Source organism: Domibacillus indicus (genome assembly GCF_023715895.1).
GTDB classification, from domain to species: domain Bacteria; phylum Bacillota; class Bacilli; order Bacillales; family Domibacillaceae; genus Domibacillus; species Domibacillus indicus_A.
Genome location: NZ_JAMBOO010000024.1, coordinates 13646 through 29770 on the forward strand (window position 1 = coordinate 13646; position 16125 = coordinate 29770).

15 protein-coding genes are annotated in these 16125 nt (G+C 38.7%); 4 read left to right on the plus strand and 11 right to left on the minus strand.

What is annotated here, in order from left to right; genetic code table 11:
* Nucleotides 1-152: 152 nt before the first annotated feature.
* Both M3221_RS20880 and M3221_RS20885 read right to left on the minus strand, forming a co-directional pair.
* On the minus strand, nt 153-755 hold the full coding sequence (locus tag M3221_RS20880; protein ID WP_311316159.1) for an adenylate/guanylate cyclase domain-containing protein: 603 nt from the start codon (nt 753-755) through the stop codon (nt 153-155).
* A 116-nt stretch (nt 756-871) separates the two neighbouring features.
* Nucleotides 872-1690 carry a hypothetical protein gene (locus M3221_RS20885; protein ID WP_251273610.1) on the minus strand — a complete coding sequence of 273 codons (819 nt, stop codon included), beginning with the start codon at nt 1688-1690 and terminating at the stop codon, nt 872-874.
* Nucleotides 1691-2076: 386 nt separating this feature from the next.
* On the opposite strand from M3221_RS20885, the gene M3221_RS20890 reads away from it, so the two are divergent.
* On the plus strand, nt 2077-3261 hold the full coding sequence (locus tag M3221_RS20890) for an IS256 family transposase (RefSeq protein WP_251273611.1): 1185 nt from the start codon (nt 2077-2079) through the stop codon (nt 3259-3261).
* Nucleotides 3262-3393: 132 nt separating this feature from the next.
* Here M3221_RS20890 and M3221_RS20895 read toward each other — a convergent pair whose 3' ends face one another.
* The 4 genes from M3221_RS20895 to M3221_RS20910 form a co-directional block, all read right to left on the minus strand.
* On the minus strand, nt 3394-4335 hold the full coding sequence (locus M3221_RS20895) for a DMT family transporter (RefSeq protein ID WP_251273612.1): 942 nt from the start codon (nt 4333-4335) through the stop codon (nt 3394-3396).
* Nucleotides 4336-4597: 262 nt separating this feature from the next.
* Nucleotides 4598-4894, minus strand: a complete 297-nt coding sequence (locus M3221_RS20900) for a Dabb family protein (RefSeq protein ID WP_251273614.1) — start codon at nt 4892-4894, stop codon at nt 4598-4600.
* A gap of 14 nt (nt 4895-4908) precedes the next feature.
* Nucleotides 4909-6084 carry an MFS transporter gene (locus M3221_RS20905; protein WP_251273615.1) on the minus strand — a complete coding sequence of 392 codons (1176 nt, stop codon included), beginning with the start codon at nt 6082-6084 and terminating at the stop codon, nt 4909-4911.
* A gap of 316 nt (nt 6085-6400) precedes the next feature.
* Nucleotides 6401-6970, minus strand: coding sequence for a TetR/AcrR family transcriptional regulator (locus tag M3221_RS20910; protein ID WP_251273616.1), 570 nt, complete (start codon nt 6968-6970; stop codon nt 6401-6403).
* Nucleotides 6971-7277: 307 nt separating this feature from the next.
* Between M3221_RS20910 and M3221_RS20915 the strand changes: the two genes are divergently transcribed.
* Nucleotides 7278-8318: an NAD(P)-dependent alcohol dehydrogenase gene (locus tag M3221_RS20915; protein ID WP_251273617.1), complete on the plus strand. Its 1041-nt coding sequence runs from the start codon at nt 7278-7280 to the stop codon at nt 8316-8318.
* Between the two features lie 554 nt (nt 8319-8872).
* Here the strand turns inward: M3221_RS20915 and M3221_RS20920 are convergent.
* Nucleotides 8873-10150 (minus strand): IS110 family RNA-guided transposase, encoded by a 1278-nt coding sequence (locus M3221_RS20920; RefSeq protein WP_251273619.1) that lies wholly within the window; start codon nt 10148-10150, stop codon nt 8873-8875.
* A gap of 367 nt (nt 10151-10517) precedes the next feature.
* Between M3221_RS20920 and M3221_RS20925 the strand changes: the two genes are divergently transcribed.
* Nucleotides 10518-11753, plus strand: a complete 1236-nt coding sequence (locus tag M3221_RS20925) for an IS110 family RNA-guided transposase (protein ID WP_251273621.1) — start codon at nt 10518-10520, stop codon at nt 11751-11753.
* Between the two features lie 268 nt (nt 11754-12021).
* On the opposite strand, the gene M3221_RS20930 is transcribed toward M3221_RS20925, so the two are convergent.
* Nucleotides 12022-13218 (minus strand): YhgE/Pip domain-containing protein, encoded by a 1197-nt coding sequence (locus tag M3221_RS20930; protein ID WP_251273623.1) that lies wholly within the window; start codon nt 13216-13218, stop codon nt 12022-12024.
* 166 nt (nt 13219-13384) lie between these two features.
* On the opposite strand from M3221_RS20930, the gene M3221_RS20935 reads away from it, so the two are divergent.
* Nucleotides 13385-14002 carry a TetR/AcrR family transcriptional regulator gene (locus M3221_RS20935; RefSeq protein ID WP_251273625.1) on the plus strand — a complete coding sequence of 206 codons (618 nt, stop codon included), beginning with the start codon at nt 13385-13387 and terminating at the stop codon, nt 14000-14002.
* Between the two features lie 101 nt (nt 14003-14103).
* On the opposite strand, the gene M3221_RS20940 is transcribed toward M3221_RS20935, so the two are convergent.
* The 3 genes from M3221_RS20940 to M3221_RS20950 form a co-directional block, all read right to left on the minus strand.
* Entirely contained in the window at nt 14104-14658 is a 555-nt protein-coding gene (locus tag M3221_RS20940) for an NADPH-dependent FMN reductase (RefSeq protein ID WP_251273627.1), read from the minus strand.
* A gap of 146 nt (nt 14659-14804) precedes the next feature.
* Nucleotides 14805-15665 (minus strand): SDR family oxidoreductase, encoded by an 861-nt coding sequence (locus M3221_RS20945; RefSeq protein ID WP_251273629.1) that lies wholly within the window; start codon nt 15663-15665, stop codon nt 14805-14807.
* Nucleotides 15666-15735: 70 nt separating this feature from the next.
* The gene (locus M3221_RS20950; RefSeq protein WP_251273631.1) at nt 15736-16083 is read right to left on the minus strand and encodes a DoxX family protein; all 348 of its coding nucleotides are present in this window, start codon (nt 16081-16083) and stop codon (nt 15736-15738) included.
* Between the last annotated feature and the right edge of the window lie 42 nt (nt 16084-16125).

A 16125-nucleotide genomic window follows, 5' to 3' on the forward strand; every position in this document is an offset into this window, starting at 1 on the left:
ATACATGCGCTCAAGATTTTTAGCAATAATCACGATTTGCATTAAATGCAATGGTTATTTGAAATGTTCTATTTTCTAAAACATGATATATCCTCTTGAGTAGTATCAGATTTCATAATAAAACAGCGCTCTTAAAAAAGAGCGCTGTTTTATTATGAATTATCATCAACCCATTCTTGCATCGAAATTCTGTGGAAATTGCCCGTGTAAACTGTCCCGTGTTTAGGATGGAAATTTGGAGACAAATAATCCTGAAAAGTTTTTTGTGTTTCAGAGTTTGCAATATAGGTGCCGGCAGCTAAATAAGCACCTTCTGTAACGCATATAGGCCAAGAGTATTCTTTGTGTGCTAGTCCGCACATCTTAGAAGCTCTGTTTACTACATCACCCATGTAAATCAAATCCTTTATACCACTTCCATTGAATCCAGCTTTAATTACTAAAGCTCTTCCTAAGGCTACCCCTATACCCGCTTGTAATTCTTTAAAATTGCTTCCCCACTTTTTCTTATATTTAACATTCAAAATTTTCATCATACCATTTGACATAGAAGCAGCCTGCAATGCTTCTATGACCGGTGTATTTTCTCCTTCTCCTGCAAACATTGCTGAAACGCAGTCTCCAACAATGTTAATTTCCTTGCATGTATCAAAACTATTAACGATAGCCACAATCTCACTGATATAAGCTCGATACAGCCTTGCTAGAGTTTTTGATTTTCTTCCTTGGGTTTTATCCTTAACTTCAAATTTTATAGTTTATTTCTCAATTGTTTGGCAAGCCGCTCGTTCATAATAGCAGCCGTGTAGAAATAAATTCCTTTACCATTCCTGCTTGATTAAATGATAGATTGTTTTTTGATTAAGTTCCTTTAACTACACCCGCATCTTCCAAAATCATCAGGTATTCTTCCGCAAGCACCGCATTTAGAACGAATCAGTTCTCTCCTTTTGTTATGAAGTTTATTCTCATATTGCAAATGTAAGAGTGCTCGGTTAGATAGTTCTGATGAAAAATTCACATTATATTCAAAACCTCTTGCCGATTTCCACCCATAACCTGTTCCCTTTGCTCCTAAAGGTTCTTCTTTAGAGAGAGTTTTTGCTGCATTATCAATAACTTCACTTTGAATGCTTCGAGCAACAGTTGTTTTATGTCTGCTTAATTTTACAGCAGGAGGAGAATCATTAGAAGGTTGAAAGTGACCAGCTTCCCTTTCTAATAATTGTAGATGTATGTTTAAGAGAATGAGCACACCCGCCATCCTGTCATAATTTTTTTTCTCATAAATTTGGTCTGCGCGAGAAGCTGCATCTGAAAAATCATTCCGGTTAAAAGGATCTTTATTTTGTAAATCGGAAAGTCGGGAATGTATGTTAAAAAGAATTTTAAAGAGATTATGTCTGTTCCACTTGGCATGTCGAAGATCGGACTCTCTAAAAGATTGCCGTGGCGTAGTCTTTAACGTTTCTAAATTTAAAAGCCGGGTGCTTATGCTCAGGAGATATTCTAGAAAACGGCATCTTTCTTCATTTAATGTAGGCGCATAGGGATCTTCAACAACTAATGTAAAATCACCCAGCAACAATTGAGAGTATTCTATTAGCCTTTCTGTTTTCCCGCTATCTTTTTTTAGTCTGTCTATCAGCACTCTAAGATCGTCTATTAATTCAGTCGATGATTTATCCATAGATTTATCATCCCTTCACAGCACATAAACTTGAATAGGTTTTATTTGAACTACTTAAAGAATATATTAGGAATTTATTGTATTCAATACATTTTCTGAACACATGAGGAAATAATAGGGGACAGGAATAATCTTTCTGCCGATTAACAGTACGTCTACATAGGGAGTCGCTGCTATTTTAATCTTCCTTAACAGTACATCCAAAAAGTTATATAACTTTATTATTCAGTTACAAATAATAAGAACCGCCTTAATTTAATTAATTGACGGTTCTTTTATCTGGAGAGCGTAAAATATTTTGTGTAAATGAGTAAATAGAAAAAGGAAGACCTTTTCTTGTAGAATTGAATCACCACAACACAATTCACAGAAAAGAGGTCTTCCCTATGAATCAGTTTACAACAGATATCGTCGACGCTCTAGTAAAAAAACAAGACATTACGGAAGTATTTCGTTTACACCTTGAAAAAGCGGTTAATTCACTGCTTGCAGCCGAATTAACGGCGTTTTTAGATTACGAGAAATACAACCGGATTGGCTTTAACTCAGGCAATTCCCGCAATGGTGCCTATTCCCGCACGCTGCACACCGAATATGGGGATCTCCAGCTAACGATCTCGCGTGACCGCAATGGAGAATTTAAACAACAGACCATCGCACCTTACCGGCGCTCCAATGACACGCTCGAATCGTTTGTCATCCACTTGTTTCAAAAAGGCGTCACGATGACCGAAATCTCCGATTTGATTGAGAAGATGTATGGCCATCATTACACACCGCAGACAGTTTCCAACATGGCCAAAGCGATGACGGGACAGATTGAAGCCTTTATCCGCCGTCCTCTTAGTGCCCGATATGTCTGTGTATATTTGGATGCCACCTACATTGCCGTTAAGCGTGAAACGGTTTCGAAAGAAGCCGTCTACCTGGCGGTCGGTATCCGGGAAGACGGGTCAAAAGAAGTCCTTGCCTACACAATCGCTCCCACAGGGTCGGCATTTGTCTGGAAAGAGCTGCTTCTTGATATCAAGGAAAGAGGCGCAGGCGAAGTGCTTTTGTTTATTTCTGATGGCCTGCAAGGCATCACGGACAGTATCTTCCATGTCTATCCCCATGCTCAGTATCAGACATGTCTTGTCCATCTTGCCCGCACCATTGCCCATAAAGTCCGTGTTTCAGACCGGGCTGAAATCTGCGGGGACTTCAAAGCCGTCTATCGCGCTGAGAGTGCCGAAGAGGGACAACAGGCACTGGAAGCCTTCTGTTCCAAATGGCAGGCGGTTTATCCAAAGGTGACGAAGTCACTGGCTGAAAACCCGTATATCTTTACGTTTTACGGCTTCCCAAAATCTATTTGGCGCAGCCTTTATTTAACGAACCTGATCGAATCGTTCAATAAACAGATCAAGAAATACACGAAGCGCAAAGAGCAGTTTCCAAACGAAGAAGCGCTGGAGCGCTTTCTTGTTTCACAATTTGAGGATTACAACCAGCGCTTCGCTGTCCGCTGCCATATTGGTTTTGACCAGGCCCGTGCGGAGCTCGCAGCCGTGTTTAAAACCACTGATTAAATGACAGTCTGCAAGAAAAGGGATTCGTCATTTACACAAAATTATTGACGGTCCCTAACATCGATATAACAGCTTCTTAGGAAAGGAATTATTGATTTACCCTTGAAATAAATTTAATATGTTATTTTCTGTTTAAAATAATTTTATTAAAATCACACCACCGAGCATTATAATCAGGCCCAATATTTGAATTGGTACAATTCGGTTCTTAACGGATTTTAATAGCCCAAATTGTTGCACTAGAAGGCTGCCAGCAATCTGACCAAATAAGGCAATAACTACTGTCTGCCCGGTTCCAATTTGACCAACAAGGTAAACATTAATAAGCACGTATAGTCCACCTATAATACCACCAATCCATACCCACCAAGGAGCTGATTGTTTGATTGGCTCCTTAATATTGCCGTAAGAACGCTCTTTTAAGCCTACTACAATAATTAGCGTAATGGATCCGATAAAGAATGAGACAAAAGCTGCTTGGAATGGAGAATTCAGCACTATCCCTAATTGGCCATTGATAGCCGCTTGAATTGACATTAACATACCAGCTCCGATTCCAACAAAACGCCAAGGCCATTGGTTTACCTTGTTTTCTTTTGTTGTTACGAAAGAATGACGTCTAGACATGACTTCTTGTACAACTACAGCTAAAAATACGCCTAATAAGACTAAGAATACACCGAAGATTCGATTTATCCCGAAAGAATGTTCCATTGAGTTAAACCAGCCAAAATGGTCAATTAACATTCCCATAACTACCATTCCTAAGATTGGCATAACAGATGTCTGCACACTTCCCAGTTTAGGAAATAGGAGTATGTTTGTGGTCAGTCCAATTACACCACAAAAACCTCCGAACCAAATCCATATTGGCTGGCTCGAGAACAGGTTTAAAGATAAACCTAGTGGTGAACCACTAATTATTGTAGTGATAGCTAAAAAGACTGCTGCTACTATGAATGAGATCATAGAAGCTAAAAAGGGAGAAACAGTAAACTTCCTTAATTGTGAATTGATGGCTGTTTGCGCAGCCAAACTGACACCAATTCCAATACCCAAAACGGCTGCAAGCATCTACTTCACTCCTTTAAAGATTAAATATGATTTTTCCTTGGAACTATTTTCTTCTATATCCCCTAAAGGTATAAATAAAAATAGTCCTTGAGTATAGAGCAATTTTCTTAAGTTCGAAACGTCCAATCAAGAAGGAAAAGATCTCTGTTGAAACAACAGAGATCAATTGTTAAGGAGCAGATTGAACTTTTATTTTTTCCTTAATTAATTATTGGCGGACATTTCATTTCTAACTAATTACCTAAATACCTTTGATTATTTTTTAAACATTGATTTGAACAACATTAATGGATGAAGGATCCAAAAGCACAAATGCATTTGCACCGATGTTTAAATGATCTGGGTTTTCCATGAATATTTTCCAATTTTCTTCATCCTCAAAATCCGCCACTAAAGCCACTGTTGTTTTTGTATCATACCAACCAAGGTTTTTTCCAACTGTTAGTTGAATTATTTCAGGTACCTTTTCCGACAGTGAACGATAATCATTTAAAAGTTCATCAAGCTGCTCTTCTGTTACTCCCTGTTTAATAGAAAACATAAAGATATGTCTAATCATTTTTTATCTCTCCTTTAAAGTGCTTTCTGATGGTTCGTAACTGTTTTCGTTTCTCCACGTCTAGTCATAGAGTAAATAGCTGGAATCAAAGATAAAAGGATGATTACGCCGCCAACTAAAGGGTTAATCATAACGGAGTATTGATTAATTACAAAACCTCCAATCATAGATCCCAATGCGAGCCCGATATGCAATGACGAGGTATTCAAACTAAGCTGGATATCCGCTGTATCCGGAGCCGCTTGGATAAGATAACTTTGAATAGCAGGACTTGGTGCCATATTGAATGCGCACCATACGGCTACTACCACTACAAATGTAATCATCAAGGATGCGGACAATGGAAGCGTCATAACGACAACTGCGTGTACCAGTAAAGTAATCAAGATTGTCTTTGAAGCACCCAATTTATCGGAGCTCCACCCGCCGAGCCATCCGCCGAAAATCCCACCTAAACCATATACAAGTAAAACCAAACTAATTGTGGATGCCGATAGGTTCATTCCTTCCTGCATAAAAGGTGTGATATAGGTGTATATTGTGAACTGCCCAGTCATTTGCAAAATAGAGATAAAGTGTGCAGATAAAATCTTGGGCTGCTTCAGCGTCTTGAGCTGGTTTAAGAGCGGTACACCTGGTTGAGGAGCAGCTTTTGGTAAATAACGCAGCATAAATAATGTAACAATAACAGTAAGAACTGAAATCAATCCAAAAGTCATTCTCCAACCCCATAAGTCACCAATCCATGTTCCAAGCGGCACGCCAAGCATCATGGAAGCACTAATTCCCATAAAAATTGTACCAATTGCACGACCCTTTAGCTCTGATGATACGATATTGGTTGCCAGTGTTAGTGAAAGAACAACAATCAAACCACAACTAGCAGCTTGCACAATTCTTGACACCATTAATATTGCAAAATTCGGACTCATTATAGATAATAAATTACCTGCCAAAAAAACAATCATAGCTATAATGAGTAATTTTTTCCTTTCAACTCTTGACGTTAATGTAATAAGAATTGGTGCTCCAATGGCAAATACCAGTGAATATACAGTGAGAAGCTGTCCAACGGTTGCTACAGAAACGTTTAGATCCGTTCCAATCATATCAATTATGCCAGTAACCACCATTTCAACCGTACCAACGACAAAGACAGCAATTGCTAAAAGCCATATTCTTTTATCCATTTCTAACCCTATTCCTCCTAATAATTTTTTTACTTTTCAAAGAGTAGTTCTTCTCTAGTTCATATAAAAAGGAGTTACTTTACTGTAAGTAAGAAAAAGCAACCATTTCTCTAACCACCTTTATAATTTAATCGAATGTCCGTTGAAATTGATTTTATAAACGAACGATCGTTTATTTTAAAGAAGCGCTTGATCTATAATAAACGATCATTCGATTAATATCAAGCATAAAAAAATCAGAGGAAGTCGTTTTTTCATCCGTCCATAACGAAATCAGATTTTTTCTCCCTCTGAATAAAAAGTTATAATGCGATATCTAAGCTTTTACAGCATCCCAACTCATTTGAATAATTTTATTTAGATTTTCCTGATTCATTTCAACCAGCCCATTAAAATGATCTTTTGCAAATTTCATAACCGGTTCAAAAGTAAAGTTTACCAACAAATGCGTATCAACTTGTTTGAAAACATTTTGTTTCTTGCCTTTTTCAAACAAGTTGCGAATTGGATCAAACAACTCAGTCCCTTCTTTACGTGACAATTTATGAATAAGAGGGGAGTTTGAAAACTGCTCAATGAATAAAAAGTCGTTTTTATTGTTCAAGATAAAATCAGCCAATTTTCTTAAACAGTTTTCAAAAGCTGTTTGTAATGATAAATCATCAAAGTTGTCGAAAACAGCTTGGCTCATCTTCTTTTTGACGCTTAAATACAGCTTGTTAAGCATATCCTCCTTATTTTCAAAATAAACGTAAATAGTTGAAGAAGATACATTAGCTTTCTTTGCAATTTTCGACATAGAAATTTCGGCTAGTCCATATTCATTTATTAGTTCAACGGCAGCGTAAAAAATATTTTCGCTTTTATTTTCATCTTTTAGTCTCATGAGATGAATGCTAAACGATTGTTCGATTAAAGTCAAGGCGACATCAACGTCATCTCAAGTTGTAACCAGTATCTTATGGAATTAGTATCGTAAATACCTTCACTGATTTTAGTTAGTAAATTATTAGCTTGCTACACAAGAAATTCTGCGCCATGTTAAGCACCCACCAAAGGAGGCCACAATTGAAAAGTTAGCCGGGAATTTGGAGAAATTGCACCAGTGTTTAAAATTGCATTTAATCGAACGATCGTTTATTATAGGTCGTGCGTTAGTATATTTTTGAAAAATTGATTGAGGAGGTTTTTTAATGAAAAATGTTAATGCACGCGCAGTTTCCAGTCCGGAGAGTTCATTCCATGCTATTACAATTAATCGCCGTGAACTCTACCCCCATGACGTACTGATTGAGATTAAATATTCAGGTATTTGCCATTCAGACATTCACCACGCCCGAAGCGAATGGAAAGATGAACACTATCCTCTTGTTCCGGGACATGAGATTGCAGGAATTGTTACCCAAGTAGGATCCAAAGTAACAAAGTTTAATGTCGGCGATCGGGTGGGAGTCGGTTGTATGGTAGATTCCTGTGGTGAGTGTGACAACTGTCGCAAAGGTGAGGAGCAGTATTGCCTAAAAGGAAATACCCTTACTTATGCAGATGTAGATAAATACGGAGAACATACGCAAGGAGGTTATTCTACCCATATTGTCGTAACAGAGGATTTTGTACTCGGAATTCCTGACGGTATCGAACTTGACGTTGCTGCACCATTATTGTGCGCAGGAATTACGACGTATTCTCCACTGAATCACTGGGGTGCTGGTCCAGGCAAAAATGTAGCAATCGTTGGCCTTGGCGGACTAGGTCATATGGCAGTTAAAATCGCAAATGCCATGGGTGCTGAAGTTACAGTGCTATCTCAATCCCTGAGAAAAAAAGATGATGGATTGCGGCTTGGTGCCAGCCACTACTATGCTACAAGTGATCCTAACACATTTGAAAAGCTAGCCGGCTCTTTTGATATTATTATTAATACCGTAAGTGCAAATATTAATATAGATTCTTATCTTTCATTGCTAAAAATGGACGGCGCATTGGTTAATGTGGGCGCACCTGTTGAACCAATATCGTTCAATGTATTTTCACTTCTCGGTCAGCGCAGATCTTTTTCCGGATCCATGATTGGGAGTATTCGTGAAACACAGGAAATGCTGGACTTCTGCGCCGAACACAAGATTGGACCAGAGATTGAGATTGTTTCAGCTGATCAGATTGACGAGGCATACAATCGCGTATTAGCATCCGATGTTCGGTACCGGTTCGTGATTGACATCAGTACAATGTAAACTGCGTAAATATCGGTTTCCATATAATTTCACAATCCCTGAATCTTTTTTTAATAAGGAAATCAGGGGTTGTGTCTTTAAAATTTTCTTGAGACAGAGCTACAAAAAACTTGCTATAAAACTAACTACATAAAATCGACTTTATTTATATAACTTTGTAAAGGAATGTACTTAAACTAAACTCCCTCTATAAACATTGATGTATCAACGGTTTACATCACTACGTGATGAAGGGAAAATTATTTTTATACTTACTTATAAACATAGTTTTGAATTTATTGTTTTTATTACCAAGTTGGGTGTACGCTTCGCTAAAGCCGATGGAAATCATTGGCTTTCGTTTCCGTTATTATGATGCACAATGGATCTCTGCAATGCTTATGATGACGTACCCTCCCATGTCTCTTGGCGTCAGTGCGCTTACATTCCTTCGTTCGGTCTATTCATAAGGCAGAGGCCTGCTAAGCTGCTTCGGGGACTCATGGTCTTAGATTAGTTATCATGCCGGCTTCTCCGTGTCATCCTTCTTGTTATAGTCGATTGATTGAAATGTATTACACTGACACTCCAAGACAGTGGAGATCTTGCATCATATATCTTGCATCGAAAAGAACTCTCTTCTTGCAAATACCGTGTAATATCTTGAGTAATTTACTACATAGCACAACCATTGACTGTTTTCCCCGCAGGGGGTTAAGTGGCCGGGTTGTGTAATATTCATGAAGCTGTTTAAACGCCTTGTTATGCCGAATCAGTGGGACTATCACTTTGAAGAGAACCATCCTCAATCTCTTCCTGCCGCGCTTGGAGATATGTTTTTGGCCCTTGTGCTGTCCGGATGAAGTTTCACGCAATGTTAATCCCGCTAGTTTGATGAGTTGGCGTGGATTTTCATAGAGTGAAAAGCTTCCTACTTCCGAAAGCAGATCGACAATTGTGGCATCCCCTAATCCGGGAACAGAGCTAAGGAGTTCGTATTCTTGAGTCGCTTTCGTCATTTCAGCTAATTGACTGTTTAGACTCTCGATCTCTCCTTCCAACAACCGGTATTGGCGCAAGAGTGTGGCGATTTCATGTCGGGCCATCTGTAACCCTTCCGTCAGTCCGATCGAACTCGTGGCTGCTTCTACCAGAAGCTCCGCTTTTGGCAATTGTGGTGCCCTCATTCCCTCTACCTGCCGGTAGAGAAAGACGATCTCTTCAGCTGTTTTTCCTTCAATATCCTGTGGAAGAGGTGTCATCTGAAGTGCTGCAAGCGCCATCTTTCCGAAAGCCGGATAGACTTGCGTAAACTCTGGAAAATAACGGTCAAGCCAACGGATAATCCGGTTTTTGATACTCGCTAAATCCTCTGTCAGCTTTGAACGTAGTGTAGAACCGATACGCAGTTCAGCCTCGACCTCCTTGAGGAAACGGGGATAGCTAAAGCGGCCGTCTTTCATTAATCTGGCAATGACCAGTGCATCTTTCTTATCGTTCTTGGTTGGAAGATTATCATCCAATTCCTTGGAACGTTTGACGTGCAATGGATTCACCATGACAAGCGGTATCTCATATTGGTGCAGAAAATAGGCCAAGTTCATCCAGTAGTGTCCTGTCGGTTCAATTCCGACGATTACTTCCGTTTTCTTAGTCTCCTTCATTGCTTGGCGAATCTTTTGATAGAGCGCTTCAAAGCCTTTCTTTGACTGATGTACCGCAAAGGCTTTTTCAATTACACGTCCACGTTCGTCCACAAAGCAGGCGTAATGCACGCTTTTGGCAATATCCATGCCGATGACGAGAGTGTTTTCCGTGACTTGATTAAGTTTTTCATTCGCTATAGAATTCATAGAGGAGTCCTCCTTGTTTGATGATGGGTCAATTGGTCGTTGACACTCATGCATCATACTAGAGGGCTCTTTTTCTTTCAAGATGGCGCAAATCCTTCTAACAGGAATGCTGCTTCGTTCGTATTATAAGGTCAGCCAGAAAATTTTCTGGTTGACCATTTTTTATATGGTTTTATGATATCAGTAGCCAGGGTAGAACGTAACTGCCCGTGGGGCTTGACCCCGTCAGCTAAACCGTTCGCCCCCTACTTGTAGAAACATGATTGAGGCTGATTGGGACGTAGATCTCGTATAACAAGCGAAGCTGTGATACTGCATGGAGGATAAGGGGTTACTGGCAAATCACTAGATTAGGAGGAGATTTAGAATGAATCCAGTCGTCGGTCTGGATATATCGAAAGGGGAAAGTCAGGTTCAAGCCTTTCTAGATAAAGGTAAGCCATACAGTAAGAGCTTTAAAGTAAATCACACTCTTGAGGGCCTTCGTTCACTTGTATCGTTTCTTGAGAATGTAAAGCAAGAAGCTGGGAAGAAACCTTCAGTAATATTAGAGGCTACTGGGCATTATCAAACTCCAGTCGTTCAATACTTGGAAGAACGAGGCTATTTATTGGTTATCATCAATCCATTGATCTCCTATAAGGCAAGAGGATCAAGTTTGAGAAAAGTAAAGACAGATGCCATTGATTCCTATCTCCTCTGTGAGTTGTTTTATAAAGAGGAATTAGAACCGTATAAAAAGCGTGGAGTTCAGTTATTGAACCTTCGGAATCTCACAAGACAACACGAAAACATCACCGGCGTGATGGTTCAAACAAAACTTCAATTTCAAGCAGTGCTTGAACAAGTGTTTCCTGAATATAAAGGGGTTTTTGGAGATTTATATTCTGTGGTCTCACTTTCAACTCTTTCAGTGTTTCCTTCCTCAGAAGACATTTTGAGGACGAGCGAAGAAGACATTACAGACAGAATAGTTGAGTTATGTAAGAGTAGATCAATCAACTGGGCAAATGAAAAAGCCATTCAACTTAAAGCTGCGGCAGCACGCAATCCCTTTGAAAAGACCATCTATCAGAGCCATATTCTAAGCCTTGGTATGTATATAAATATTCTTCTTCAGTACAAAGAACATCTATCAAAGTTAGAAGCAGAGATAGATGCCCTCGCTAAAGAAATAGAAGAATATAGTATCATCAAATCTATCCCAGGCATCGGAGAAAAGATCGCAGCAACGATTATTTCTGAGATTGGTGAGATTGATCGATTTAGCCATCCTAAAAAGCTTGTAGCCTTCGCTGGAGTGGATCCTAGTGTATTCGAGTCTGGCAAGTTTACTGCCACTAAAAACCAGATCACAAAGCGAGGATCGAGCAGACTTCGTCACGCCTTATATATGGCCGTTCGTTGTGCCATTCGTGATTGCCGGAAGAAGAAAACAACAGATGAAATCATCCCCCGCAACAAAAGAATGCGGGAATTTTACGACAAGAAACGCGAAGAAGGAAAACCTTTTAAAGTAGCTGTGATTGCTTGTGTGAATAAGCTCTTACATTGGATTTATGCCCTATTAAAAAACAATACGACTTTCCAAGATATAGCCTAAAGTCTATATCTAACTAAATAATACAAAACCTTCTAAAAGTATATATTAAGAAGGTTATTTGGTATGCCCTTTTTTAGTATAGCATGAATGATTTTAAGTTTTTATTGAAAAATCTTGACAAACTATTAGCTGGTTAGCTGAATAAGAAAAGGCTGCCAAAATGACAGCCGAGTTATTAAACAAGAGCCCCCGTTAGCTTAAGTACATTAGTTCACAAACTTGGACTAAAACAAGCCGTTTTCCTTTAAGGAAACGGCTTGTTTATTGTTTATGCCACTGATTTTTCGGTTTGTTTTTTCTCTTTATCTGAATTAAGTTTTAATGCAGAAGCCAGTATGACTAACATGCTAACTACTCCAATCCAAACAAGGTTAGATACTGGAGAATTCCAAGATAATCCTTGCCCGAAGAAGAACAACTCCCGTAGACCTTGTACCATAAATCGCATTGGCAGCCATGAGAAAATCCAATCACGATAAAATGAAGACATCATTTCAGGTGCCATTGAAAGCAATGGTGCCCCAAAGAATAACATTAAGGCAAAAACAGGTAAACTTTTAATTCCCAATAGCGAAAGTACAGCTGAAATCATTAAGAAAAAGCTAAAAGAAGTAATCGATAGAAATAAGGCTGTATCCGTAAACTGTTGAATATGAATTCCTACCATCCCATCTGCCAGCCAAGTTAACCCAAATCCAACGACAAGGGCAACAATTGCCCCCATTAATATTTGCCCTATCTTTGCAGCAAGGTTCTCTTTCCGATTTGTAATGGATTGTTTGCTAACAGCGATAAAGATAATAGCAGCACTCGCTAAACTTGCTATCCATAGAGGCTGGAATAAAGAAACCGGAGCATTTCCGTTTGCACTATTAGTACCAATTTCATTAACATTCGTGACGTTTTTTGTAATAGGCGCCGCTAGACTTGCAGCTTGCTTAGCTGTTAATGTTGCTCCTTGTTTTTCAAACCCTTCAAGTAGCTGGGTACGAACATTGTTGTTCATATTGTCAACTACCCCGTTCAATATTTGTCCTGCCATCGTCGAAGCAGCCATATTCATTCCCTGATTAATAAATATTTGCACTTCAGGTGAAGAAGGCGCCGGTGTCCGTAATGATACCTGTTTAGAACTAAAATCTTTTGGGATGACCAATGCTGCATAATATTTTTGATTATCTAATCCCTCTCGTACTTCCTCTGTATTTTTTACTACAACCCATTTCACCGCAGGATCTTCTTGATCTGAAGTTGTTTTTGAATTTTTTTGTATCGTTTCAACTATTGTTTGGCCCATATTCATCTTTGGTTGATTAGGGATTTCCACTCCTGCATCCTCATTTACAATTGCAATGGGCAAATTTTTTGGCTGAGTTTGGGCCGATGGAATTAACGTTAATGAAAAGATAAAAATAACCGCCAATGCGATAAGGGGTGAAACTAATAACAGTTTATTTTTGAACATATTATATCCTCCCTGATTTTTTGTTATAATAACGAACAACGTGTTGTTTATTACATTCCAAATTTTATAATTGAATCCTTTTCTGTTCAATAATCAAAAATGGCAGATGTGTTGGTTACAGAACACATTTTATAAATGTGTTGGATAAAATGAAGGAGGAAGCAGCTTGCGAGATACTAATACGGACCTGCGGATCATTCGGACAAAAGAATCAATCCGGCATGCACTAGTAGAATTAATCGATGAAAAAGGTTTCGAAGCAATTACGGTAAAGGACATAACAACTAGAGCGAAAATTAATAGGGGAACATTTTATGCACACTATCAAGACAAATTTGATTTAATGACGAAATGCGAAGAAGAAATTATGCTTGAAATGTCCAGAATTGCAAAAAAGAACTTCCCTGGTGTTATTGCTGCCCTTAGAACCAGCTCACCGGCTGAAGCACAAATGCCCTTTGTAGTTTCAATATTTGAATACCTTAATGAGAATAGTGAATTTATGCAAGCTCTGTTAGGTTCCAAAGGAGATTTATCATTTCAAGCAAGACTGAAAGATTTTATGTGGAAAACATTGTTTGGGAATAATTCAGATGCACTTCTTAAGGAAGAAGATCTACTTGTTCCAGGACATTATTTAGCTTCTTATATTGTATCTGCACACATAGGAGTCATTCAGCAATGGCTGAATAACGGCAGGAAGGAATCTCCCCAAGAAATGGCTCGTATCCTATGGACCATTACAGCCGATGGCCCCTTCTTTGCAGCTGGTTTGAAAAAATAAATCCTTCAAGGGAAAAAGGACACTACCTTAGAACGAAAAAGGTAGTGTCCTTTTATTAATTAGGAAGGGGTTAATTTGCTATTATCTAATATTAATTATCATTATTTTCTCAAGGTTTGTAATGCACCACTCCATGCGATAACTTGGTCAAGCATCAAATTGACATTATTAAGGTGTAAGTCAGCTGGTTTAAATGTTGTAAAGTTTTCGAAATCTGTAAATAAAGATAATGTTGGGTGAGCCTTCACATCTGCAATTAGTAATTCTCCACAGATTCCTCTTAAATGTTCAGCTGCACGAGCTCCACCAGTTCCCCCATAGCTAACGATACCTGCCGCTTTGTTATTCCAAGCTTCACGATTAGCAATATCAAGTGCATTTTTTAATGCCCCAGTAATACTGTGATTGTATTCCTGAACAATAAATACAAATCCATCCAAGCTAACAATCTTATCACTCCATGCCGTTATCCCAGGTTCTGTTCCATCGGTTGTTCCTAAAAACGGCAATTGGAACTCGGCAATATCTACAATTTCATAATTTGCATCTCCACGTTTTTCCGCAATTCCTTTTACCCATTCTCCAACATCAGGACTCACTCTGCCTTGACGAGTGCTTCCTAAGATAATTCCGATATTTAATTTTTCATTTGTCATGATTTCTTCCTCCTTGGTCTATTAAAACGAATTTTTGAATTAGTTCTACGATAATTTAATTGTTTGTTTGAGATAGTTGGCTAACAATTTGGGCCAAAGCCTCTTTCATGGGCGTGACTGGGCGTCTGATACAGCGGCATTTGTAATTATTTTAATAAAATTTGTAACGCTTCTTTCACAGAAGTTGGTTTGCGACCTAGAAGCATTTCTAAATCAGAATGTGGAGCTTCTAATCCACCTTCACGAATTCCATTTTGAATCGTCACTGTCATTGATACAAATTCTTCTGGCACGCCAGCCTCTTTTAGCATGTTTGCATGAGCTTCAGAATCTACAGCTAATAAGAGAATTTCTTTACCTGTAACCTCATTAACTGCATCAACGAATTGTTGTTGTGTTAAGTTTTCACCTGCTAATTCGTATGCTTTATTATCGTGTCCATCACCTGCTAACACATTGGCAGTAGCTTCACCTAAATCTGGACGGTAGACCCAAGCTACCTTCCCTTCTCCTGCAGATGTTACCCAAGGTGCGCCATTTAAGCATTGTTGAATGGTACCTAATTCGTTTTCAACATACCAGTTGTTGCGAACGAATACATATGGAATACCTGATTCTTTAATGATGTTTTCACGTTCACGGTGAGGAGCAGCTAAAACGAAATCACTCACATCTGCACGCGGAGCACTTGAGTAAACCAATTGGGATACACCTGTCTCTTTCGCTGCTTCTACAGCATTTTTCTGGTGTTGGATTGCTGTTTCCATAACAGGTACTGTTGAAACTATGAAGACACGGTCCACACCCTTGAATGCTTCAACTAATGTTTCTTTTTTCTCAAAATCTGTTAATCGAACTTCAATACCTTGTGCTTCGTATGCCTTTGCTTTTTCTGATTGTGGATCACGTACACCAGCGATAATATCTGAAGCGGGTACTTTCTTCACTAAATTTTCAACGATATTTGATCCTAATTTTCCTGCTGCACCTGTAACTAATATTTTCATCTTCTTTCCTCCAAAAATAAAATTTTATATTAAATTTCCCTTTTAACCCATCTTGGTAAAAAAGAAATTTTTACGCTAAATAAAGATAAAGTACAACAAACGATAAAATAGCTAAGAATAGAATCATAGCCGTATCCTTAAAGGAATCCTTTGCCCGAATATGAGTAAGGATGCCGCCTACACTTGTAATACCGAGTAAAAGTGCCCCTGCCATTGCCGAAATGGGAACCCAATATCCAACGATTAAAAGTACAGCTCCTGCTAATTCAACAATCCCTGTTACACTTCTAAACCATTGTGGCAGTCCCCAATGATTAAAAGCTTCCACATGCATTTTAGAACCTGTTATTTTTCCGAATCCTGCCATCAAAAACATTAATGCAAGAATTCCTTGTAAAATATACGCTACTATTTCCATAATTCCTCTTACTCCCTTTTTAGATTCAATTTCTCTCTTGTT